Origin of the sequence: Streptococcus pasteurianus, assembly GCF_004843545.1 — a bacterium.
Classification (GTDB): Bacteria; Bacillota; Bacilli; order Lactobacillales; family Streptococcaceae; genus Streptococcus; species Streptococcus pasteurianus.
On record NZ_CP039457.1, the window covers coordinates 1,484,675 to 1,508,365 of the forward strand.

25 protein-coding genes are annotated in these 23,691 nt (G+C 37.4%); 9 read left to right on the forward strand and 16 right to left on the reverse strand.

Annotation, left to right across the window (positions count from 1 at the left end):
• Nucleotides 1-333: 333 nt before the first annotated feature.
• The 3 genes from E8M05_RS07730 to E8M05_RS07740 form a co-directional block, all read right to left on the reverse strand.
• Nucleotides 334-612 carry a PspC domain-containing protein gene (locus tag E8M05_RS07730; RefSeq protein WP_003065742.1) on the reverse strand — a complete coding sequence of 93 codons (279 nt, stop codon included), beginning with the start codon at nt 610-612 and terminating at the stop codon, nt 334-336.
• Nucleotides 613-728: 116 nt separating this feature from the next.
• Complete coding sequence (locus E8M05_RS07735; protein WP_003065744.1) at nt 729-1,172, reverse strand: SprT family protein; 444 nt, start codon at nt 1,170-1,172, stop codon at nt 729-731.
• On the reverse strand, nt 1,159-3,285 hold the full coding sequence (locus E8M05_RS07740) for a Tex family protein (RefSeq protein ID WP_003065746.1): 2,127 nt from the start codon (nt 3,283-3,285) through the stop codon (nt 1,159-1,161). The genes E8M05_RS07735 and E8M05_RS07740 overlap by 14 nt, the downstream gene beginning before the upstream one ends.
• Before the next feature lie 216 nt (nt 3,286-3,501).
• On the opposite strand from E8M05_RS07740, the gene E8M05_RS07745 reads away from it, so the two are divergent.
• Genes E8M05_RS07745 through E8M05_RS07755 form a run of 3 tightly spaced genes read left to right on the forward strand, consistent with a single transcriptional unit; the run spans nt 3,502 to nt 5,356 of the window.
• Nucleotides 3,502-3,636 carry an SPJ_0845 family protein gene (locus tag E8M05_RS07745; protein WP_003065749.1) on the forward strand — a complete coding sequence of 45 codons (135 nt, stop codon included), beginning with the start codon at nt 3,502-3,504 and terminating at the stop codon, nt 3,634-3,636.
• 5 nt (nt 3,637-3,641) lie between these two features.
• A complete protein-coding gene (locus E8M05_RS07750; protein ID WP_003065751.1) occupies nt 3,642-4,544 on the forward strand; it encodes a permease in 903 nt (300 codons plus the stop codon).
• Nucleotides 4,544-5,356, forward strand: coding sequence for a TIGR03943 family putative permease subunit (locus E8M05_RS07755; RefSeq protein WP_003065752.1), 813 nt, complete (start codon nt 4,544-4,546; stop codon nt 5,354-5,356). The genes E8M05_RS07750 and E8M05_RS07755 overlap by 1 nt, the downstream gene beginning before the upstream one ends.
• Before the next feature lie 66 nt (nt 5,357-5,422).
• Here the strand turns inward: E8M05_RS07755 and E8M05_RS07760 are convergent, their stop codons facing one another.
• On the reverse strand, nt 5,423-6,415 hold the full coding sequence (locus E8M05_RS07760) for a zinc-binding dehydrogenase (RefSeq protein WP_231557386.1): 993 nt from the start codon (nt 6,413-6,415) through the stop codon (nt 5,423-5,425).
• A gap of 106 nt (nt 6,416-6,521) precedes the next feature.
• Here E8M05_RS07760 and E8M05_RS07765 point away from each other — a divergent pair, with 106 nt between their 5' ends.
• On the forward strand, nt 6,522-6,902 hold the full coding sequence (locus E8M05_RS07765) for a MerR family transcriptional regulator (protein WP_013852104.1): 381 nt from the start codon (nt 6,522-6,524) through the stop codon (nt 6,900-6,902).
• 37 nt (nt 6,903-6,939) lie between these two features.
• Here the strand turns inward: E8M05_RS07765 and E8M05_RS07770 are convergent, their stop codons facing one another.
• Genes E8M05_RS07770 through E8M05_RS07785 form a run of 4 tightly spaced genes read right to left on the reverse strand, consistent with a single transcriptional unit; the run spans nt 6,940 to nt 10,202 of the window.
• Entirely contained in the window at nt 6,940-7,110 is a 171-nt protein-coding gene (locus E8M05_RS07770; RefSeq protein ID WP_003065755.1) for a hypothetical protein, read from the reverse strand.
• Between the two features lie 6 nt (nt 7,111-7,116).
• A complete protein-coding gene (gene ftsY / locus E8M05_RS07775) occupies nt 7,117-8,538 on the reverse strand; it encodes a signal recognition particle-docking protein FtsY (protein ID WP_041972844.1) in 1,422 nt (473 codons plus the stop codon).
• Between the two features lie 48 nt (nt 8,539-8,586).
• The gene (locus E8M05_RS07780; protein WP_003065757.1) at nt 8,587-9,405 is read right to left on the reverse strand and encodes a Cof-type HAD-IIB family hydrolase; all 819 of its coding nucleotides are present in this window, start codon (nt 9,403-9,405) and stop codon (nt 8,587-8,589) included.
• Nucleotides 9,405-10,202, reverse strand: coding sequence for a Cof-type HAD-IIB family hydrolase (locus E8M05_RS07785; protein WP_013852107.1), 798 nt, complete (start codon nt 10,200-10,202; stop codon nt 9,405-9,407). Before E8M05_RS07785 ends, E8M05_RS07780 begins: the two co-directional genes overlap by 1 nt.
• A gap of 167 nt (nt 10,203-10,369) precedes the next feature.
• Here E8M05_RS07785 and E8M05_RS07790 point away from each other — a divergent pair, with 167 nt between their 5' ends.
• A complete protein-coding gene (locus tag E8M05_RS07790) occupies nt 10,370-11,182 on the forward strand; it encodes a DUF6287 domain-containing protein (RefSeq protein ID WP_136596458.1) in 813 nt (270 codons plus the stop codon).
• 65 nt (nt 11,183-11,247) lie between these two features.
• Here E8M05_RS07790 and E8M05_RS07795 read toward each other — a convergent pair whose 3' ends face one another.
• The 6 genes from E8M05_RS07795 to yycF all read right to left on the reverse strand — a co-directional run bounded on the left by E8M05_RS07795 (nt 11,248) and on the right by yycF (nt 19,151).
• Nucleotides 11,248-11,658 carry an NUDIX hydrolase gene (locus E8M05_RS07795; RefSeq protein ID WP_003065760.1) on the reverse strand — a complete coding sequence of 137 codons (411 nt, stop codon included), beginning with the start codon at nt 11,656-11,658 and terminating at the stop codon, nt 11,248-11,250.
• A gap of 16 nt (nt 11,659-11,674) precedes the next feature.
• Nucleotides 11,675-15,214 carry a chromosome segregation protein SMC gene (gene smc / locus E8M05_RS07800; RefSeq protein ID WP_003065762.1) on the reverse strand — a complete coding sequence of 1,180 codons (3,540 nt, stop codon included), beginning with the start codon at nt 15,212-15,214 and terminating at the stop codon, nt 11,675-11,677.
• Nucleotides 15,215-15,345: 131 nt separating this feature from the next.
• On the reverse strand, nt 15,346-16,032 hold the full coding sequence (gene rnc, locus E8M05_RS07805) for a ribonuclease III (protein ID WP_003065764.1): 687 nt from the start codon (nt 16,030-16,032) through the stop codon (nt 15,346-15,348).
• Nucleotides 16,033-16,285: 253 nt separating this feature from the next.
• Entirely contained in the window at nt 16,286-17,095 is an 810-nt protein-coding gene (locus E8M05_RS07810) for an MBL fold metallo-hydrolase (RefSeq protein WP_003065766.1), read from the reverse strand.
• Nucleotides 17,096-18,448 carry a cell wall metabolism sensor histidine kinase VicK gene (vicK, locus tag E8M05_RS07815; RefSeq protein ID WP_003065768.1) on the reverse strand — a complete coding sequence of 451 codons (1,353 nt, stop codon included), beginning with the start codon at nt 18,446-18,448 and terminating at the stop codon, nt 17,096-17,098. It lies immediately after the preceding gene.
• Nucleotides 18,441-19,151 (reverse strand): response regulator YycF, encoded by a 711-nt coding sequence (gene yycF / locus E8M05_RS07820; RefSeq protein ID WP_003065770.1) that lies wholly within the window; start codon nt 19,149-19,151, stop codon nt 18,441-18,443. The genes vicK and yycF overlap by 8 nt, the downstream gene beginning before the upstream one ends.
• A gap of 304 nt (nt 19,152-19,455) precedes the next feature.
• Between yycF and E8M05_RS07825 the strand changes: the two genes are divergently transcribed.
• The 4 genes from E8M05_RS07825 to E8M05_RS07840 are packed head-to-tail and all read left to right on the forward strand — an operon-like array spanning nt 19,456 to nt 22,423.
• Complete coding sequence (locus E8M05_RS07825; protein WP_003065772.1) at nt 19,456-20,220, forward strand: amino acid ABC transporter ATP-binding protein; 765 nt, start codon at nt 19,456-19,458, stop codon at nt 20,218-20,220.
• A 10-nt stretch (nt 20,221-20,230) separates the two neighbouring features.
• On the forward strand, nt 20,231-21,043 hold the full coding sequence (locus E8M05_RS07830; RefSeq protein ID WP_013852112.1) for a transporter substrate-binding domain-containing protein: 813 nt from the start codon (nt 20,231-20,233) through the stop codon (nt 21,041-21,043).
• 16 nt (nt 21,044-21,059) lie between these two features.
• Nucleotides 21,060-21,764, forward strand: a complete 705-nt coding sequence (locus tag E8M05_RS07835) for an amino acid ABC transporter permease (protein WP_003065775.1) — start codon at nt 21,060-21,062, stop codon at nt 21,762-21,764.
• An 11-nt stretch (nt 21,765-21,775) separates the two neighbouring features.
• Nucleotides 21,776-22,423 carry an amino acid ABC transporter permease gene (locus E8M05_RS07840; RefSeq protein ID WP_003065777.1) on the forward strand — a complete coding sequence of 216 codons (648 nt, stop codon included), beginning with the start codon at nt 21,776-21,778 and terminating at the stop codon, nt 22,421-22,423.
• A 91-nt stretch (nt 22,424-22,514) separates the two neighbouring features.
• On the opposite strand, the gene E8M05_RS07845 is transcribed toward E8M05_RS07840, so the two are convergent.
• Together E8M05_RS07845 and E8M05_RS07850 are read right to left on the reverse strand one after the other, a co-directional pair.
• On the reverse strand, nt 22,515-23,123 hold the full coding sequence (locus E8M05_RS07845) for a TVP38/TMEM64 family protein (RefSeq protein ID WP_003065779.1): 609 nt from the start codon (nt 23,121-23,123) through the stop codon (nt 22,515-22,517).
• 247 nt (nt 23,124-23,370) lie between these two features.
• Nucleotides 23,371-23,673, reverse strand: coding sequence for a PepSY domain-containing protein (locus tag E8M05_RS07850; protein ID WP_003065782.1), 303 nt, complete (start codon nt 23,671-23,673; stop codon nt 23,371-23,373).
• Nucleotides 23,674-23,691 lie beyond the last annotated feature (18 nt).

The window sequence follows — 23,691 nt, forward strand, 5'->3', positions numbered from 1 at the left end:
CCATTTACCAATCACCTCGTGACTATGTAAATAAATTGAAAATCTTAGAAAATAAGATTGTCTAAACCACAAACTATTTTCAGTTTCTCATCAATTTTTGTTCAATCCTTTTCCTCTTTTTTCATTATTATATCACATTAACCTATAAAAGTAAGCGCTCACGCAGACTTATTCAAAAATATTGTCAGTTTCATGTTGATAAAGAGCCACTAAATTAAAAACCCAGAACAACTATGTTGCTCTGAGTTCCTCCTGTTTTGAAAGACCATTATAAGTTCCTGTTATCCTTACAAGTGTCAAGTTTTTGCTACATTGAAGTTGAACTGTCAATTCTTACCAAAACCAACCGTCGTTGTCGTCATCTTCATCAACGACTTCAGCATCCTTACGTCGGCGTGGCCCCGTTCCGTAATGGTCGCGAGTGATATCTTCTTTGTAAGGAAGAAAAATTGCTAAAAGAATATAAATGACAATGCCAAAGCCATAAAAATACATCAGCAATGCTGTCAGGACACGCGTCAAAGGCAAGTCCCAACCAAACTTATCAGCAATTCCGGCACAGACACCACAAACCAGTTTATTTTTTCGCTGTTTATAAAGAGCTGATTTCATTTTAGTCCCTTCCTTCTTTTTATCTCACTATAGTTATTATATCTCATCGCCTTTAAAATAAAATCAGTCCTACGACTGATTTTATACTGAAGAAAAAATCTTTTTTGAAGTTTACCTTACGTTTCTCGAGTTTTGATTTCTAAGAGCTTGCCATGGCAATGTCCACAACGATATTTTTGAGTATTGACATGGCATTTTCGGTGATAGTCTTGTCCACATTTTTGGCAACGGTATAAGTATTTTTCCGTCTTTTGGGGCATGGCTGGCGCATAACGCAAACCATCAACTGCTTGCAATAATGCTTTAAAGTCTGCATCAGCGTGCTTGTAGCCTTTTCCCTCAAAATACAAATGGTAATGGCAAAGCTCATGGCGAACAATTTTTCGAAAAACGTCAACACCAAATGTTTCATAAATTTTGGGATTAAAATCCAAATGCCCATCAGCTGGGAAAAAACGACCACCCGTTGTCCGCAAACGTGGATTCCAAAGTGCCGTATGGCGAAATTCTTTTCCGAAATCTTCTCGTGAAACTGTTTTGACAAAATTAGTTAAGTTCACGTAAATCTACCAAGGAAAGATTGATTTTTCCACGTTCTTTATCGATTTTTGAAACCCAAACCGTCACAACGTCTCCGACAGAAACCACTTGACTTGGGTGTTTGACAAAGGACTTGCTCATTTGTGAAATGTGAATCAAGCCGTCATCATGCAAACCAATATCAACAAAGGCACCAAAATCAACGACATTACGGACAGTTCCTTCTAATTTTTGCCCAATTTCAAGATCTGAAATATCCAAAACATCTTGGCGGAGCACAGGTGCTTCAAAATCATCACGCAAATCACGTCCTGGTTTTAAGAGGTCAGCAATAATATCTTTAAGTGTTTCTTGCCCTATATTAATGGTTTCAGCCATCGTTTCAATTGAAACAGATTGCAGTTTTATTTTTGCTGAATCATCTAAATCTGTGATATTTAATTCTTTCAATAAATGTTCAACGGCTTTATACGACTCTGGGTGAACGCCTGTATTGTCAAGGATATTTTCTGCCCCTGGAATACGCAAGAAACCTGCTGCTTGTTCAAAAGCCTTAGCTCCCAGACGTGGAACTTTTTTGATGTCTTCACGCGAAGCAATTCGTCCATTTTCATCACGGTATTTGACAATATTTTCAGAAATTGTTTTATTTAATCCTGAAACGTGGGCTAATAGCGCAGGGCTTGCTGTATTAATATTAACGCCGACTTGGTTAACAACAGTATCTACAACAAAATCAAGGTTTTCGGCAAGTTTTTTCTGACTAACATCGTGCTGATATTGTCCGACACCAATTGATTTTGGATCGATTTTAACCAATTCTGCAAGTGGGTCTTGCAAACGACGCGCAATGGAAATAGCAGAGCGTTTTTCAACAGTCAAATCTGGAAACTCATGACGTGCCAATTCAGATGCTGAATAGACAGAAGCTCCGCTTTCATTGACAATCACATAAGAAACATCAGGAAAATCTTTCAAAGCTTGTGCCACAAAGGCTTCACTTTCACGGCTAGCAGTCCCATTTCCGATAGCAATAATCTCAACACCATATGTGCGAATGAGCTCTGCTAAATCTTTTTTCGATTGCTCGATTTTAGCCTGACTAGCTGGTGGAACAGGATAGATAACTTGGGTAGTCATCAATTTTCCTGTTTGGTCAACAACAGCTAACTTAGCTCCTGTACGAAAGGCTGGGTCAAATCCTAACACCATTTTTCCTTTCAAAGGAGACACCAAAAGGAGATTGCGAAGATTTTCGGAGAACAGTTCGATTGCACCATCCTCTGCACTTTCTGTTAACTCACTGTGAACACGGCGTTCCATAGCAGGAACGATTTTTTTCTTAATCGTTTTGGCGATGACATCATCAATATAAGCATTTTTATTTTTAAAACGAGCTCCCATGAAGCGCACCATTTTATCAATGTTATGCTCGAAACCAACTTTTAAAATGCCGAGTTTTTCACCACGATTAAGCGCCAAAATACGATAACCTTGAATTTTAGAAACTTTCTCTGAAAAATCGTAGTAAATTTGGAAGGTTTTATTATCATCGGCAGCTTCGTCTTTAACTGTTGATATGATTGAGCTGTAAGACCAGATTTCATTGTAAACCCATGAGCGGAGCTGGTTGTCCTCTGAAAAAGCTTCAATGAGAATTTCACAAGCGCCAGCAAGTGTCTTGTCAGCTGTTTCAAATCCTTCTGTTATAAAATTCGCTGCTTCTACTTCAAGCGAAGGTTTATTTTGCAAAATTAAACGAGCTAGTGGAAATAGCCCTGCTTCTCTGGCGATAGTGGCTTTGGTACGACGTTTTTCCTTGTAAGGAAGATAAAGTTCCTCAACGTCGGCCAACTTTTCAGCGTTCTCAATAGCTTTTTTGAGTTCCGCAGTAAGCTTACCTTGTTCTTCAATTTTAGCAAGAACAGTCGCCTTACGGTCAGTTAAAGCTGTCATGCTTTTATCCAAGTCAATGATAGCCTTAATTTGTACTTCATCCAAATTATCTGTCATTTCCTTACGGTAACGAGCAATGAAAGGAATGGTATTTCCTTGTGAAGTCAAGTCTAGAACTTTGGCAATTTGGCTCTCTTTGAGGTTTAAATCTTGAGCAATTTTTGTTACATTTTCCATAGTGCTTCTATTATATCATAAATCAGCTGAATCTAAGGTTTTCTCTTAGATTTTTAAATGCAATAATGAGAAATTCACGCCAATTTCTTAGGCAGATAAATATCTAAATGACACACTATTTCGCATTAAAATAGCTAACTTGTCTGCTTAGTTTTTGTACTATTTGAGGATTGATAGTATAATAAGAGGTGATTACATATAGAAAAGAGGTGCCTTATGGCTATCACACATAAACGTCAAGATGATTTAGAGTCAATGTTTGCAAGCTTTGCAAGTATTCCTAAAATCTCTAGCGACCCTGAAAAAGAAAAGAAAGTTAAGGACAAAAAAGCTGAGAAAGCGACTGATTAATTTTTATGGAAATTTTTAATAATTTACCTGCTAGTGTCTTACAATGGTTTGCGATTTTTATTTCAATCATTATCGAGGCACTGCCTTTTGTTTTGCTAGGAACTATTCTTTCTGGCTTCATTGAGGTTTATGTTACGCCTGATTTGGTACAACGTTTTCTACCTCGAAATCGTTTTTTACGAATCCTTTTTGGAACTTTTATCGGTTTTGTCTTTCCGTCCTGCGAATGTGGTATTGTTCCCATTATCACGCGCTTTTTGGAGAAAAAAGTTCCTAGTTACACCGCTGTTCCTTTCTTGGCAACAGCTCCGATTATCAACCCAATCGTCCTTTTTGCCACCTATTCAGCTTTTGGAAATAGCTGGCGCTTCTTAGGCTTACGACTGCTTGGTGCCATCATTGTTGCTATTACGTTGGGTATCATGCTGGGATTTGTGGTTGATGAAAATATCCTCAAAGAAAATGCTAAACCAACACATTTTCATGATTATTCTGGTGAAACATGGTATCGCAAAATTTTCTTAGCTCTTGCGCACGCAATTGATGAATTTTTTGATACTGGACGTTATTTGGTTTTTGGTACCCTGGTAGCTTCAGGAATGCAGATTTACCTGCCAACACGCATTTTGACCAGAATTGGTGGTAATGCCCTTACAGCCATTTTAGTCATGATGTTACTGGCATTCATTCTTTCTCTTTGTAGTGAAGCAGATGCCTTTATCGGAGCTTCCTTGCTATCAAGTTTTGGTACAGCACCTGTTCTAGCCTTTCTTTTGATTGGACCAATGGTAGATATTAAAAACCTAATGATGATGGTAAATTCCTTTAAACCTCGCTTTATCGTTCAATTTATCACAGTATCTGTTGGGATGATTATTATTTACTGTTTACTTGTGGGGGTGATTTGATGATTCGATTTTTAATTTTAGCGGGTTACTTTGAATTAACCATGTATCTTCAAATCTCTGGGAAATTGGATCAATACATCAATACTCACTATGCTTATTTAGCCTACATTTCCATGGTTTTATCATTCCTTTTAGCAGTTATTCAACTGGTTATTTGGATGAAAAACCTGAAATTGCACAGCCATTTACATGGAAAAATAGCGAAGCTGACTAGTCCGATGATTTTGGTCATTCCAGTTTTGGTAGGACTCTTAGTTCCTACGGTAACGCTGGATTCAACGACAGTGGCTGCCAAAGGCTATAATTTCCCACTTGCTGCTGGTTCTGCTGGTACGGTTAGTGATGATGGAACAACAGTCCAATACCTGAAACCTGACACAAGTTTGTATTTTACATCTTCTGCTTACGAAAAAGAAATGCAGAAAGAACTCAAAAAATATAAAGGTTCAGGCGAACTTAAAATCACAACCGAAAATTATATGGAAGTCATGGAACTCATCTATCTCTATCCTGACGAATTTATGGGACGTGAGATTACTTATACTGGATTTGTTTATAACGAGCCTGGCCACGAAGGCTATCAATTCCTTTTCCGTTTTGGTATCATTCACTGTATTGCGGATTCTGGTGTTTATGGCTTATTGACAACTGGAAACAATACAAACTACGCTGATAACACTTGGATTACCGCAACAGGCACAATCAGCCTCGAATACAACCAAACCCTTGAACAAACACTCCCAGTTCTTCATATTACAGAAATGAAAGAGACTAGTGAACCTGATAATCCTTATGTTTATCGTGTCTTTTAAACACAAGCCCCCCTCCAAAACTGGAAGGGGGGTTTTGCTTGGTGATTAGAATCTTATGCTACTATGTCATGGTTCAATAATAATCGTTCCTAAAAAGTCATTCTTTTCAAGTTTACGATAAGCTTCCCAAATCTGACTTAAAGGGTAAGTTTTAGCAATAGTAGGATTAAAATCACCAAGTGATAATTTTTCACAAATGTGAGTCACCGCTTGGCTTCTTGCCAAGTCATCCTCAACAAGTTCACTTACTGTCCATCCCTTAAGCATTAAACCTTTACCAAGCAAAAGTCCTGCCGAAAATTGGCACTCACTGCCACCAAGAATGCCATATTCATAAATTTTTGCCCCTACGCTAGCCACTTGAAGCAAATCAGGCAATGCATTACCACCAATAGGATCAAAAATGAATTGAACACCTTTTCCAACAGTAATTTCAGAAATTCTAGTAACCAAATCTTCTTCATTACTAATAATGACATGGTTCAATTGTTTTAGCTGCCGCAGTTGCGCTGCTTTACGGCGTGAGCGGGTTGTCACAATTGGAATTGCTCCTAATTCACGTGCCAAATCAATCGCCGCTTGACCAACAGCAGAAGTCCCTGCAATAATCAACACGTAATCACCAGATTTTAGATTACTCTGACTATAAACAGGGTAAGCTGTTAGGTATGGTACCCAGGTACTAGCAGCTGCTGCAAAATCTATATTATCTGGAATCTCAACCAGACGACTGGCTGGAATAATAATATCATCTCCCAAACTTGGATAACGTTCAAAATCATATGGTCCAACAGGCATAACTCGCTTACCAAGCCATTTTTCATCAACCGCTTTTCCAATAGCAGTCACAATTCCAGCAGCCTCATACCCAAGAGAGCTAATTTCATGAATAGCTTCTCCTGGCAAACGTAATCCCTTGATGTAGTTTAGCTGATCGCCAGTAATTCGACTCGCTTTGACAGTCATTCTCACTTCATTTGAGGCTAATTCACGAAGTTCAACCTCATCCAACTGTAACTGGTCAATCCCTTGACCGTGAACACGAACTAATGTTGCCATAAAAGTTTCTCCTTTACTTTTGTAATCTTTTTTTGATACCATGATTATAGACCCCTCGGGTAACCCGAAGTCAACTATTTACTATTATTTTTTAGAGGATTTCATTATGTCATATACAATTAAAGAAACTAGCAAACGAACTGGGCTAACCTTACACACTATTCGCCACTACTGTGACCTTGACTTAATCCCAAGTTTACAACGTGATGAGAATAACAACCGTATTTTTGATGAAGCTTCTATTCATTGGTTGTACGCCATAAAATTTCTTAGACAAAGTCAAATGTCTCTCAAAGAAATTCGCCAATTTTTTGAAAAATACCAATATGACCCAACCAAGTCTAGCGACCGTAAAAAGTTGTTACAAAAAGCCATTCAAGTTTCTGATAAAAAATTACAACAAGCCATTCAAGAACATGACCAATTAAAACATGAGTTGAAAACTTACCTTGACAATGTTGATTGTGAAAAAAATAAAGAAATCTGAGGCAAAGCTCAGATTTCTATTCTTGACTATGAAATAGTTAGCTAGTATGTTTATAAGCATAAACTAGCCGTCCAATGTTTATGAGTGACACGAATGCCCAAATAAGCATGATAACCCAGTTTGCCTCAAAGGCATAAATGGCTGTTAAAATAAGAGTAGACGACGTTAAGAGAATTGTTGATAAATGCTCTTTGACAAATTCTAACATTAGCTTTTAAACAATCCCTTCTAGGAGACCACGCATAAAGTCTTCAGAATCAAATTTACCGATGTCATCAATTTTTTCACCAAACCCAATAAATTTGACAGGAATATCAAGTTCTTGGCGAATGGCAAGAACAACACCACCTTTAGCCGTTCCGTCAATTTTAGTTAGGATAAGCCCAGTTAACGGTGTAATTTTTGAGAATTCTTTAGCTTGGCTAAGCGCATTTTGACCTGTTGAAGCATCGAGCGCAAGGAGTGTTTCATGCGGTGCATCTGGTACGACACGCTTAATGATACGACCAATTTTTTCAAGCTCTGCCATCAAATTATCTTTATTTTGCAGACGTCCTGCTGTATCAATGAGAAGAATATCAACATTTTCAGCGACAGCTTTTTCCATACCGTCAAAAACAACAGAAGCTGGGTCAGCTTTTTCTGGTCCTGTTACAACTGGCACACCGACACGACGTCCCCATTCAACAAGCTGCGCAACCGCACCAGCGCGGAATGTATCAGCAGCAACAAGCATGACTTTCTTACCTTCGTTTTTATATTTGTAGGCTAATTTGCCGATTGATGTCGTTTTTCCGACACCATTAACCCCAACAAAAAGCATAACGGTTAAATCATCTTGGAAATTAATTTTTTCGTTGAAAACACCGTCTTTTTCGTAAATGTCAACTAATTTTTCAATGATAACACGTTTTAAATCGTCAGCTCTCTTAGCATTTTCAAGTTTGGCTTCATAACGTAAATCTTCTGTTAATTGTGTTGCGACATTCACCCCAACGTCTGAAAGAATGAGCATTTCTTCTAGTTCTTCGAAGAATTCTTCATCAACACGACGGAAATTAGCCAAGAAGGCGTTCAAACGTGCACTGAAACCAGTACGGGTCTTTTTCAGACTGCGATTGTATTTTTCTTCTTCGGTTTCGGTTGCTTCTTGCACAACTACTTCTTCTGGTTCAGTTTTTTGACGTGTTTTGACAGCTTCAAAAGTAACTGCTTCACCACGTTCAATAGCCTCTTGAGCGGCTGCTTTTTTCGCATAATAATCCGCTATGATATCTGAAAAATGTTGGTCTGGCTCAACCTCATTAGCTACTGCGGTTGCTTCTGAAATTTCTTCAGCTTGATTAGCCGTATTTTTAACCACAGTTTCGCTGTTTTTAGACTGAACAAACGTTTCTGTTTCAACAGATTCAGCTTCGCTATCGACATTAACAACGTCTTGAACTTCTTCCACAGTATCGTTGACGATTTCTGCTTGTTCTGAAACCTCAACACTTTCTTTTACTGTATCAGAAGAGGCTTCAGTTTGTTCTGATGTTTCGACAACCTCTTGAAGTGTTTCTTCTTGGCTTTGGCTGTCAACCGTCTCCCCAACTTCTTTTTTCTTATTTCCAAATAAACGGTCAAATAATCCCATACTAAGTACCAAAATCGATAAGGTTACCTTATCCACTTTTCCTTTCTATTACGCATTTAAAATGTATTTTTCAACAGCTTCTGCAACACCTGATTCGTCATTGGTACGTGTTGTTACCGCATCAGCTGTTTCTTTCGCAATAGCAACACCATTTGCCATTGCAACACCTAAACCAGCCCATTTAAGCATTGAGAGGTCGTTTTCTTCATCTCCCATAGCCATAACATTTTCAGGGAGTAAGTTCAAATGCTGAATCAACTGGTTTAACCCTGCTGCTTTATGGACGCCTTTAGGCATCATTTCCAATATAATATCACGTGATTTGAAAATTTCAAACTCATTGTATAATTCTTTCGGAAATTGCAAAATCTGCTTGTCCAAAAATTCAGGATTTGTCACGCTAACGACTTTGTTATAAATAATATTTTCAGGAATATCATCAAAAGAAGTTAATTCTACAAATTTAAGTTTGGGGTTGGCTTGTGGGTAAAGGGACTGATTGCCTTGACTGGCAAGACTATAAACAATTCCATCACTAAGCACATCAAATGGAAGAGCAAGTGGATCAAGCGTGCTGTGTAAACGCTTGAGCTGCGCACGTGTTAGCTCACTTTTATCTAAAATATCGCCATTTGTCTTTTGAACCAAACCACCATTGAAAGTGATGATATAGTCCTCATCAGAAATCAAATCTAGCTCTTCAAGCAAACCGCTAATCGCCTTTAAAGGACGTCCAGTCGTGATAACAACTTTAATTCCCTTATCACGTGCTGCTCGCAAAGCTTTTTTATTTTCTGGTGAAACAACCTTTTGACTGTTAAAAAGTGTGCCATCTAAATCCAAAGCTAATAATTTAATATCTTCCATTATTCTACCAATCCTTCCATATAAGCCATGACAGACTCCTCATCACAATGCCCAATGATTTCATTTGAGATGTCTTTGATTTCTTGTCGAGCATTTTCTGTCGCAACTGCATTCCCAGCAAAATCAAGCATTTCAAAATCATTGAGATTATCGCCAAACGCTACAATTTCTGATTTATCCATATTAAAGGTTTGGCAAAGTGCTTCTAGTCCTGTTCGTTTATTGACGTCACGGATAACAATATCGACAGATTTAAAGCCTGTCGTCACCGCTTGTGCGTAGCTAATGCGTTCATTAAACCATGCTTCGCCTTGACGTACAGTATCTTCTGAAAAGTTTGCAGTGACTTTTAAAATATTATCTTCAACCTGCGCCAAATCAGCCACACGTTGAACATTTTCATAATAATTGCTAATAAAATTTAGGTAATCATCACTAGCTTTTGGATGTAAATAAGCCCCACTTTCACCTGATAACAGGAAATCATAACCTAACATATATGGACTTTCAAGAAGGGTATCAATGACCTCCAAATATTGTTTTTTACTCAAACCAGATTCAAAAACAATATCTTTACCAACTTTTACCAAAGTCCCATTTTCAGCAATAAATGCCATTTTATCAGCATGCTCAGCAAACATTTTTTCCAAAGCCATAAGTGAACGTCCGCTCGCTGCGACAAATAGTATATTGTTTTTTTTAAATTTTTCTAGAACATCATGGAGGCGCTTACTATCAAAATAGCCATTACTTGTTAAAAATGTACCATCCATATCTGCTGCAACTAATTTTACCATTATTATACTCCTAAAGAATTACATAACTCTATTTTAGCAAAAAACACAGCAATTTTCTTGCTAATAACACATTCTTTTCAATCTTCTAAATAAAGCTGAAATTTTTTCCAGTTTTTAAAATTCTTTTTCGAATATATATAGTGAAGTTAAAAATAAAGGGGATTACAATGAAAAAAGGAACATCATACTTCCTAGTGTCTGGTTTGGTACTGCTTGCGGTTGGTGGCGGTGTCATTACTCTAAAATACCATTCAAATCACAACCACGCTTCTACGGTTTCTAGCCAACATCATCACGCTCAGAAAAAACTTTCAAAATCAACAAGTTCTTCAACAAAAACACAGAACCACGTTGCTAGCAAACGCGCGGATTTACTGAAAGCACCTACTGAAAAACAAGTCACAGAGCAACTGATAAAAGATGGAGAAAATCTTATTAGCACCCGTCAAGTCAGTCAACAGACTAGTCAATTTGATTTCAATGCGCTAGCGCAATCAGATTTCTCAAGTCTTGCTGGCACATGGATGGACGCTAATGGTTACACTTTTGAATTTTCACCACAAGGTATTATTGACGACAAATTAATCTTGTCTGCTCTTGTTTATAATGAAAACGGTGAAGCTATTTCTAACGTTTATACTGAAAGTGGAGGTGGTTTCATTTTACATTATTACGCTGCTGGTAGCCAAATTCCTAGCTGGCATTTTGGCATAACAGAGACTGACCCGTCTGATTACGGTCGTGACCGCCTATTTGCAACACAAGGTAGCCGTTTTGATTATGAATCAACTAACCAATTTGTCAGCAATGTCTTTTACAAAGTTTCAGACCAATACAGCCAGAACACACAAACCGAATCTGACACAGTAGAACTCTCAGATAGTCAAGAAGAAAGTGATGACACACTCACAACTTCTTCATTAGACAACCAAGCTGACGAAACAACAGAATCACAAACAGAAACTGCGGTAACAAACTAAAACTTTTGAATACAACAAAACCTCCCAACTGATTCTAGTTGGGAGGTTGTTTAATATCACAAAAACTATTTACTTCCCAAAATTTCTACCAGATAAGGAACAATTTTTTCTCCATCCAAATCATTCAAATCACTTATCCAACGATAGTCAGTATGTTCTTCGGGATTTAATGTAACAATTATTTCCTTATTCTTAGGAAGATGAGCATCATAAACTAATCTAGTGTATACAATACCATTATCTAAATTACTATCTTCATGAATAATATCATCTATTTTGATCTGAAGTCCTACTTCTTCAAGACACTCTCTGATAGCAGTAGCTTTCGGCAACTCCTCACTATCAACACTACCACCAGGAATATCCCAATAAAACGGATAAACATTACTTCTACCATTGCTTGTGGCAACGCGTTTTATCACTAAGTATTTTTCGTGATATTTTATTAAACTGTGCACAATTAGTTTATTTACCATTTTTTACCCTTTAATGTCATTCCACTAGATTTTCGGCTTCTTTTAATTTAACAGAAACGATACGAGAAATACCTGATTCTTGCATGGTTACTCCGTAAATGCTATCAGCGGCAGCCATTGTTCCCTTACGGTGAGTAACGACGATGAACTGACTTGATTTATCAAAGCGATTGAGGTAGTCTCCAAAACGTTTCACATTAGCTTCGTCAAGCGCAGCTTCCACTTCGTCCAAAATGACGAATGGAATGGTTTTGATGCGGATAATAGCAAATAGCAGAGCTAAAGCCGAGAGGGCTTTTTCCCCACCGGACATGAGGTTAAGTGATTGGATTTTCTTCCCTGGCGGTTGCACGGAAATCTCAACCCCAGCTGTTAACAAGTCTCCTTCTGTTAGTGATAAATCAGCTGAACCACCACCAAACATTTGAGTAAAGGTTTGCTTAAATGAATCACGAATAGCATTGAAAGTCACTTGGAAACGTGTTTTCACTTCATCATCCATATTATTAATCGTATCAAGCAAAAGATTCTTAGAATGAACCAAGTCCTCTTTTTGGGCGTTAAGGAATGTCAAACGCTCGTTCACTTCATCGTATTGTGAAATGGCGTCTAAGTTAATTGGACCCAATGCCTTGATACGACGGCGCAATTCTTGCAAACGTTGACATGCACTTTCCATATTATCAATTGGTTCACTAGCTTCCTTGGCTTCGTCCAAGGTCAAGTGATAATCTTCTGTCAAATCATGTGAGAAGGCACGCAAGCGGTCAGAAACTTGATTGATTTGAGCTTCTAATTGCGCTTGCTGACGAATTAATTCTTCGTTTTTCTGATTTTCTTTTGCAACTTGTTCTTCAAGCTCTTCTAAATTAGCTTCGCAATCTTCCAATTCAAAACGGAGGCTAACTAAGCACTCTTCTTCACTAGCTTTTCTAGTAACACCCACATCATATTGTTTTTGCAAGGTTGGCAGACTTTCAGTCTGATTATCGCTAGCATGGTAAGCTAACAAATCCTCGCATTTTGCAATTTCAGCTTTATTTTCAGCTAAACTAACTTCTAAGCGTGTTTTGTTAGCCGATTCAAATTTACGCTCACTCAACAACTCACGTTCAGTTAATTTTGCTTGTGACACTTGTTGACGCAAAGCTTCAACTTTTTGCGTAATGGTATTTTTGTTTTCTTTAATTTGCTCAATTTCAACTGTTAAAGTTTGTTTACGCGCAGCTATTTCTGCTAATTCTGCTTCAAGTGTTGTTTTTTGTGATTCCAAATCATGTGAACCACCATCTGTTTCTGATTCTTGCAGGCGTTCGCAAAGCTGGTTAATGTCGTTCAAGCGTTCAGCCAATTGTTGGTATTCAAGCTCTGCTTTTTGTTCAGCAAAACGCGCTTCCTCTCCTTGTGCTTTGAAACTAGCTAAAGTTTCCTTATTAGCTCTCAAAGCATCTTGGAGTTCTTGCACACGCTTTTCTTGTTTGATTTGCTGAGCTTGCAAGTCTTGTAATTCAACCATAAGATTATCTAGTTCAGGTTTTATAAATGTGGTATTATTTTGACGATTTGCTCCACCTGAGAAAGAACCACCAGGGCGAATTTCTGTACCATCAAGTGTTACAATACGCACTTGATAACGAAGCGCACGCGCAGCTTTATTAGCATTGTCAACCGTGTCAAAAACCGCAGTTACCCCAAGAAGATTTTGGAAGATATTTTCCAAACGATTATCAAATGAAACTAAATCACTTGCAACACCAAGAAAACCTTGACTTGAAGCCAAAATCGAATGATTTTGTTGCGATAAGTGACGTGGTTTTATAGTCGTTAAAGGCAAGAATGTCGCACGTCCTTGACGATTTTTCTTTAGAAAGGCAATCGAACGTTTAGCCGCTCCCTCATCTTCGACAATAACGTGCTGGCTTGACCCACCAAGTGCAATCTCAAGAGCAGTCTGATAATCTCGCTCAAATGTCAAATGCTCACTAACCGCACCAATAATACCACCTAGCTGACTTGACGCCTGTAGAACCGACTTAACCCCAGCATAGAAATTGCTGTGATTTTTAAGAATAGATTCCAAACTAGCCTTGCGAGCCTCTTTTGATTTGATAACATCCAGTTTGTCAAACATTTTAGTTTGCTCTAGTTGGTAATCTTTTTCGGCTTGAACAATTTGCACGTGTAATGCTTGGTAGTCATCAAGCAAGACTTTGACTTTTTCACGAGCTACTTCAAAGTTTTCTAAAGCTTCTTTTGCCGTTAATTTTACTTCTGCTAGCGTCTCTTGTGTTTGTGCCAATTCTTCTGATTTTGATTCTAACAATTGCTTTTGATTGTCAATATCAGCAATCGTTGCTGTCAATTTATTCGATAAATCAGCTTCTTTTTGCATTAACCCAACAAACTCTTCGCGAAGTTTTTCGATAACTTGGTCTGGGTCGGTTGAAAAACGGTCTAATTCAGCCTGCAACGCTTGAATATCAGCTGTTGTCTGGGCTAATTTGGCATCTAATTGTGAGAGTTGCTGCTCTTTTTGTGTCAATTCTTCTGTTAATCTCGCTTGATTTTCCTTCAAATCAGCCAATTGCGAGCTTGCAGCTTGTTTTTTCTCTTCTTTTTGACTTGATTCTAAGGCAATCAAATCCATTTGGCGCTCGAGGTCAGAAATTGCTCTGGTAATATCAAGCAATCCTTCTTGTCTTCTTGATATTTCTTCAGACAATTGATGACGTTTTTCTTTCAAGTTTTGATTTTGTCTTTCAAATTGCTGGCGCTGTTCATAATAAGCTGCCAAATCAGCTGTAATAGCTGTTAAAGACTGATTTAATTCTGCTAAACGCTCCTTATCAGCCTGAATATCTTCAACCAGAATATTCAAATGAAGTTGCTTACGCTCATCTTCCAAGCCAAGGAATTCTTTAGCCACTTGTGCTTGACGCTCCAATGGCTTCACTTGTGTTTCCAGTTCATAGATAATATCGTCCAGACGGTCCAAATTATCCTGTGTTTGATTAAGCTTGGTTTGGGTTTCTTTCTTACGTGTCTTGTATTTTAAAACACCTGCAGCTTCTTCAAAAATAGCACGACGTTCCTCCGGTTTACTGTTGAAAATTTCTTCGACACGTCCTTGTGAAATTACAGAAAACGAATCACGTCCCAAGCCTGTATCCATAAATAAATCATGAATATCACGCAAGCGCACCTTACGTCCGTCAATCAAATACTCGCTGTCGCCATTACGATAAATATGGCGTTCTACACGAATCGTTTCTTTGGCATCTTTAATGAAGCCATCAAAATTATCCAAGGTCACAATAACCTGAGCATAATTTAATGGTTTACGATTCTCAGTTCCTGCAAAAATGACATCTGGCATCTTGCCACCACGCAAATTCTTGGCAGAAGATTCCCCAAGCGCCCAACGCAAACTTTCTGTAATATTGGACTTACCAGAGCCATTAGGACCTACAACAGCTGTAACTCCCTTGTCAAATTCAATGGTTGTCTTGTCTGCAAAGGACTTAAAGCCCTGCATCTCGATTTCTTTTAAATACATAAAATAAGAGATAAAAAGGCAAATCACCTTCCCGAAAAGAAGCTATCTAACTAGCATTCTTTTTCCTAGGTTTATCACATATCACCTAGGACAGGTTGGACATTTGCCTCATCAATTTCCTTTCAAATGTCTTATTGAAGCAAGACTAGAGCATTTTTAGCAGCATCTTGCTCAGCCAATTTCTTAGATTTTCCGATTCCTTGACTTTTGGCTTTATCATTAACGTACACAGTCACTTCAAAGACTTTAGCATGTGCAGGTCCTGATTCGTTTGAAACACGATAATCAATCGTCACATCACCATGACCTTGTAACAACTCTTGAAGTGTTGTTTTGTAATCTTTCACGCGCTCAAAATTACCTTTTTCAACTTGTGGAATCATCACTTGGTTTAAGAATTTATTGACCGCTTCAACACCTTGATCCATCAACAAAGCTCCAAGAAATGCCTCAAATAAGTCACCTAAAATTGTATCACGATTACGACCACCAGATTTTTCTTCACCATTTCCTAATTTGATAAATTCATCAAATCCACAGTAACGTGAAAAACCTGCTAGAGACTCTTCACGTACAATGACGGAACGCATTTTTGACAAGTCTCCCTCTGGTTTTTTCGGATACTTTTTAAACAAATATTGCGAAATCAAAAGTTGAAGAACCGCGTCTCCTAAAAATTCCAAGCGTTCATTGTGTGAAATGTTTAGGAGGCGATGTTCATTAGCATAAGAAGTGTGGGTAAAGGCTGTTTCTAGCAAAGTTTTATCTTCAAAAACAATTCCGAAATCTTGCTGAAGTTTTGTGTCTAAAGCTTGCATGATAAATCTCCCTTCAAAAAATAGTCTATATCCTTATCTTATTAAAACGTTTCTTCTCAATCATTCATTGAGTGATTAAAACGCTTTTTCTACCATAGACTATTTTATTATACCAGAAAAGTCATAAAAAAGGGAATTTCTCCAAAAAATCCCCTTAATTTCTTCTATTTAATACAATTTATTTTGGTCTTGAATTTATAGTGTAAATGCACAATAAAAACTGTCCAACGGACAGTTTTCACAAACTAAACTTTTATAACTTTGTTAATGGTGTTGCTTCCTCTGGTGAGGTGTCAAAGACTTTCATGTCATAACCAACCCCAAAGTCAGCTTGAATAAGATTATTTTCCATGGTCATGTGAGCCAATTCTTTGATATTGTTTTCTTTACTCAAATGTCCAAGGTAAATTTTCTTCGTGCGATTTCCAATGGTTCGAATCATTGTCCCAGCACCGTCTTCGTTTGACAAGTGCCCTTTATCAGATAGGATACGTTGTTTCAAACTCCACGGATAAGCACCAGAACGTAAAATCTCAACATCATGATTTGATTCAATTAAGTAACCGTCAGCATTTTCAATAATTCCTGCCATGCGGTCACTAACATAACCTGTATCTGTTAAGATAACAAACGATTTATTATCTTTCATCAAACGATAAAATTGTGGCTCAACGGCATCGTGGCTAACACCAAAACTTTCAATATCAATGTCACCAAGTGTCAATGTTTTACCACGTTCAAAAATATGTTTTTGAGCGAAATCAAGCTTTCCAATCATATTTCGCTCATCAATCATTTGCCACGTTTTTTCATTCGCATAAACATCAAGATTATAACGACGTGCTAACACCCCAACCCCTTTGATATGGTCAGAATGTTCGTGTGTAATAAAAATAGCATCTAAGTCCTCTGGTTTGCGGTCAATTTCAGCAAGAAGACTGGTAATTTTCTTACCAGTCAAACCCGCATCAATCAAAAAACGTTTTTGTGGTGTTTCCACATAAAAAGAATTTCCAGTTGAACCGGAGGCTAAAATACTATATTTAAAAGCATTTTCAGACATCTACTCTTCTTCATCCTCCCATTCATCATAAATTTCAGAATCTTTTTCGTAAGGAAGTACAATTGTAAAGGTCGACCCTTTTCCGTAAGTACTTTGTGCCCAAATAAAACCTTTATGTTGTTTGACAATTTCTTTTGCGATAGCTAAGCCGAGTCCTGAACCACCTTGGGCACGACTTCGAGCCTTATCCACACGATAGAAACGGTCGAAAATCAATGGCAAATCTTTCTTAGGAATACCAAGCCCTTCATCAGAGATTGAGATAATCAACTGTGTTTCCGTCGTTTTCATGCTAACTGTGATTTTTCCACCATCTGGTGAATATTTGATAGCATTATTAAGGATATTATCCAAAACCTGCGTCATCTTATCAGGATCAATTTCAAGCCAGATTGATTTAATCGGATAATCCCTGACAATCTCATACTGTTTTCCACTGATTGTATGTTGGCTTTTAATTTGATCAAAACGGTTAAGAATTGATGTCATAAAAGCTGTGAAATTGGTCATTTCCACTTCCAGTTGAACCGTCTGATTATCAATACGCGATAAATTAAGTAAGTCTGAAATCATACGAATCATACGGTTTGTTTCATCTAAAGACACTTTGATAAAGCTTGGCGCAATGTCTTCTTTGAGTGCCCCTTCATCTAAAGCTTCCAGATAAGATTTTACAGATGTTAATGGTGTTCGCAATTCATGACTAACATTAGAAACGAAAAGGCGACGCTCACGGTCTTCTTTTTCTTGTTCGGTTGTGTCATGCAAAACAGCAATCAACCCTGAAATAAAGCCACTATCACGACGATTTAGAGCAAATCGAATACGTAAAGTAATAAATTCACCTGTTCCGTCACGACGGTTCAAGACAATTTCAGGTGTTTTTGACACCAAATCATGATAACTATAAGTACTATCAGCTCCTAAAATATCAACAATATTCATCTGCAAAGCTTCTTCGTGCTCTAAATTGAGTTGTTGTAGCGCGGTTTGATTAATCATTGTGATATTTCCAGCACGGTCAGTCGCCAAGACACCGTCTGTCATATAGGATAAGATACTTGCTAAACGATTCTTTTCTTGCGCCAAATTTTCCTGTGCTAAACGAAAGACTGTTGACAAATCATTTAATTGGTCAGCTAACTCAGCTAAGTCTCTATCTTTTTCAATAATAATATCTTCTGTATATTTTCCTGTGATAAGCTCTCGCACTTTACCACTCAAACGTCGAATATTAACAGAAGTTCGATAATCTCTTATCGCTAAATAAACAAAATAAACTGCGACAAATGCTAAAAGAAAGAGAATGGCTTGTTCAAAATAAGTTAAATTTTGTAACATTGTATCATTCATATGACTTCATGTAGTACCCAACACCCCGACGTGTCAAAATATATTCTGGACGGCTTGGTGTATCTTCAATTTTTTCGCGTAAACGACGAATCGTTACATCAACCGTACGCACATCACCAAAATAATCATAGCCCCAAACGGTTTCCAAAAGATATTCACGAGTCATGACTTGTCCCATATGAGTTGCCAAATGATGAAGCAATTCAAACTCACGGTGTGTTAATTCGATATCTTCACCACGTTTTTGTGCTACAAAGGCATCTGGTAAAATTTTTAAGTCGCCAATTGTGATTTCTGAATTTGAAGCCGAAGCATTTTCTTCAGCAACTGCTGTTTCAATATTTTCTGTACGACGAAGGTGCGCTTTAACACGCGCCAACAATTCACGATTTGAAAATGGTTTGGTTACATAGTCATCTGCACCAATTTCAAGACCGATAACTTTATCAAACTCGCTATCCTTAGCAGACAACATGATGATTGGAATATGACTTGTCTTGCGAACTTCCTTAGCCACTTCAAGCCCATCCAACTCTGGCAACATCAAATCCAGGATAATTAAATCTGGATTTTCTTCCTCAAACTTTGTAATAGCTTCACGACCATCAAAAGCCGTTACAGTTTCATAACCTTCTTTAGCTAAATTAAATTTAATAATATCCGAAATTGGTTTTTCATCATCCACGATAAGAATTTTTTTCATATGCCACCTCTTTATTCTTCGTAAGTTATTAAAAAATTCTCAAACAACGATTTCATGTTCAGTCACCAAAATGACTTCTGCCCTAAATTATATCAAAATTCGACTTTAATTGGAAATATTGGGCGTTTTTGACATCATAAAGTAACATTTGAAACAATAAGATTATTATTTTTAACCCTTTATTTGTTGAAATTTTCTGAATATATTTGACAATTGCTACCCCTTATGTTAATATAGACTAACTTATAATGTCAGATGTAAGATTACCTGACAAAGAAATCTTATCTTTGAAAAGGAGACAAGCGTGGCACTAATTGAATTTAAAAATGTCGAAAAATACTATGGGGAATATCATGCCCTTAGAAATATTAACTTAGAAATTGAAAAAGGTCAGGTTGTTGTACTTCTAGGTCCTTCAGGGTCTGGTAAATCAACACTTATCCGTACAATGAATGCTCTTGAATCTATTGACACAGGGAGCTTAAAAGTAAACGAGCATGAGGTTTCTTCTGCAACAGCTAAAGACCTTGTGCAACTTCGCAAAGAAGTTGGCATGGTATTCCAACATTTTAACTTGTACCCACATAAAACAGTGTTAGAAAATGTGACTTTAGCACCGATTAAAGTTCTTGGCAAATCAAAACAAGAAGCTGAAGCTATCGCTGAGCAATACTTGACTTATGTTAACATGTGGGATCGTAAAGATTCATTCCCAGGAATGCTTTCTGGTGGACAAAAACAGCGTGTGGCAATTGCTCGTGGTTTGGCAATGCAGCCAGAGTTATTACTTTTTGATGAGCCTACTTCTGCTCTTGATCCTGAAACAATCGGTGATGTTCTTGCTGTCATGCAAAATCTTGCCAAAGAAGGAATGAACATGGTCGTTGTCACGCACGAAATGGGATTTGCCCGTGAAGTTGCCGACCGCATTATTTTTATGGCTGAAGGGGAAATTTTGGTAGATACTACTGATGTCCAAGGTTTCTTTGACAATCCAACTGAACCACGTGCTAAGCAATTCTTGAGTAAAGTCATTAATCACACAAGTGATACTGTCTCTCAGAAATAAGGAGATGCTTATGAAGAAAAAACTAGGTTTAGCCATTTTAGCCAGTCTGTCACTTATTTTATTGACACTTTTTACTGGCAAAACAACATTTGCAGATAGCGTATCTGAACAAGTCAAGAAAATTCAAGACGCTGGCGTTTTAAAAGTCGGTGTTAAACAAGACGTTCCAAACTTTGGTTATTATTCAGCCGAAACTGGAAAATACGAAGGTATGGAAGTTGATTTAGCTAAAAAAATCGCTAAAAAATTAGGGGTTAAAGTTTCATTTACAGCAGTTACTGCTCAAACACGTGAAGCGCTTTTAGATAATGGACAAATTGACATCTTGATCGCAACTTATACCATTACTGAAGAACGTCAGGCTTCTTATGCGATTTCTAACCCTTATTATTATGATGAGATTGGTTTCTTGGTTAATAAATCAAAAGGTTATGATAGCATTGCTGATTTGGACGGTTTGACAATCGGTGTTGCCCAAGGTTCAACAACTAAATCAGCTATTGAAGAATATGGTGAAGCACACAATCTAAGCTTTAATTTTGTTCAACTCGGTTCATATCCAGAATTAGCCATTTCACTTTATGCTAATCGTATCAGTGCTTTCTCTGTTGATAAATCTATCTTGACTGGTTATGTCAGCAAGAAAACAGAAATCATTGACGAAGGGTTCAACACCCAAGAATACGGTATCGCAGCAACAAAATCTAATCAGTCTGTGATTGATTACATCAATGACTTACTTGCTGATTGGAAAGCTGATGGTAGTTTGCAAAAACTTTATGATAAATACGATTTGACGCCTGCAAAGGCTAACGATAATTAAGAGAGGAGAAATTGACATGTTTTTATTAACCGCAGCTGCGAGTCCATTTGCCCTCTCACGTTGGGCAGATTTCTTTGCCAATTTTGGTGAATTTGCAAAAGGCTTCTTATATACGTTGGGAATGTCTATTTGCGCCTTGATTTTAGCCTTTGTTTTAGGGGTTATCTTTGGTGCGATGTCATCATCTAAAAGTAGAGTTCTAAAAGCAATTTCCCGTGTTTATGTTGAAGTTTTCCAGAATACACCTCTTCTAGTGCAATTCGTTTTCGTTTATTACGGTCTTGCGATTATGACCAACGGTGTTATCATGATTTCAACATTCTTTACAGCTGTTCTTTGCGTTGGGATTTACCACGGTGCTTATATCGCCGAAGTTATTCGTTCGGGGATTGAAGCTGTGCCAAAAGGGCAAACAGAAGCTGCTCTTTCACAAGGATTCACTTATAGTCAAACCATGAGTTTAATTATCCTACCACAAGCGGTACGTACAATCTTGCCACCACTCACTAATCAAGTGGTTAACTTGATAAAAAATACATCAACGGTCGCTATCATCTCAGGAGCAGACATCATGTTTACAGCAAAAGCTTGGGCATATGAAACTACTAACTATGTTCCTGCCTTTGCTGGTGCAGCACTTCTTTACTTCATTATGTGTTTCCCTCTTGCAACATGGGCACGTCGTAAAGAGGAAGAAAACAAGAAATCATATTCACTTTAGGAGGAGAATAAATGTCAGTATTAACACCTACCAACATTAGCTTTATCCTCCAAGGATTATGGCTAACGATTTATATCTCATTTATTGCAATTGTACTATCAACACTTATCGGAACAGTACTTGCTGTCATGCGTAATGGGAAAAATCCGATTCTGCGTTGGATTTCAAGTATTTATATTGAATTTGTCCGAAACGTTCCAAACTTGCTTTGGATTTTCATTATTTTCCTTATTTTTCAAATGAAATCAACACCAGCAGGAATTACTGCCTTTACTGTCTTTACTTCTGCTGCTCTTGCTGAAATCATCCGTGGAGGGCTAAATGGTGTTGATGATGGGCAAACCGAAGCTGGTCTAGCACAAGGGATGACAAATTTACAGATTTTCATTTACATTATTTTTCCACAAGCATTCCGTAAAATGCTGCCAGCTATCATTTCACAATTCGTAACAGTTATCAAAGATACGTCATTGCTATATTCAGTTATCGCTATTCAAGAATTATTTGGTAAAAGCCAAATCTTGATGGGACGTTACTTTGAAGCAAACCAAGTTTTTACACTATATGCTTTGATTGCTGCCATTTACTTTGTGATTAACTTTACCATTTCAACAATTTCACGCCGATTGGCTAAAAAATGGGAAAAAGCTGCCGAATAATAAATCAAACAAAAATCCCTTACTCAATGTGAGTAAGGGATTTTTTGCTGTCATATGTCAAAAAGAAGTTATTGTTTATTCAATCAAATCATTAATGGAATAGTGTTAATAAATAGTTCAACCCTTTATACGCCACAACGGTGTAAATATAAAGCGTCACTGGTTTGGTAATGAGGAAAATCGTGATAAATTTCTTCCAAGTCATTTTTGAAAGCCCAGATACCATGCAAAGGAAATCATCTGGAAATCCTGGTAAAGCAAAGGCTGCTCCTAAAAATTTAGCGTAAAATTTACCATCATTGAGGTCTAGATAACCGACGTACTTATCATAAGTTTCTTGTGAGACAAAGGCTTTGGCAAAAGTCTCACCATAACGTCTAGCAAGCCCAAAAGCTAATAGAGAACCTGCAAAAATACCAATAAAGTTATAAATAAATCCCCAGATAGGTCCAAATGCAATGTAACCAATAACACTTGTCATCCCACCAGGAATAATCGGATAAACGACTTGAACCACTTGTAAGAGCACAAAGATAAGCGGTGCAAAGAACCCAAGTTGTCCAAGGGAACTTTGAAAGATTCCTCCAACTTGGAAATATGTTGGGTGTTGTTTAAAGAAAATTAACAATCCAATAGAAATAATAAAACCAATTCCTGTTAAAATTTGAATATTTTTTCTCTGAGTTCCAGCTTCTACCATAGATTCCCCTCCCTTGTCTCAAAAATGAAAGTGTCACTTCAACGTCGCCAACTAATAATCTTCAGACCAAACAATTCTAGAAGATAAACAATAAGTGCTAACGGTAAAACCAGTAAAAGTAATATATAAAGTATTGATTTCTTAGATTTTTTCATTTTAGTCTCCTTATCACTTAGCTACCATCGGCTAAATGCCATGTCTCTTTCTTTTCATTAAAATAATATCTTAAATTAAAGGGTCTTAACAGTTACTTTTCGTGAAATTGCCGCTGCATGATAGAACCCGTTGAGGCATCAATGGTGTAACTGTAGTCTGTCGTTTCAGTTTTTAAGGTAATATGATAAGTTGCCTTTAATCCCAAACGGCTTTTCTCAAAAGATTTTGAAAGAAGTTCCTTGCTTGCAACACCAGCGTTTTGGTAAGCAATTTGATAAGCTTCTTTGCTACTTAAAGTGTAACCAAGATTATTGTAAGCGTAAATAGACAAGATTATCAAAAGCACTGCTAGTACACTCATCAAATCAATTTTAAACTTTTTTGAAACTGTCATCTTTTCCTCTCTTCGACA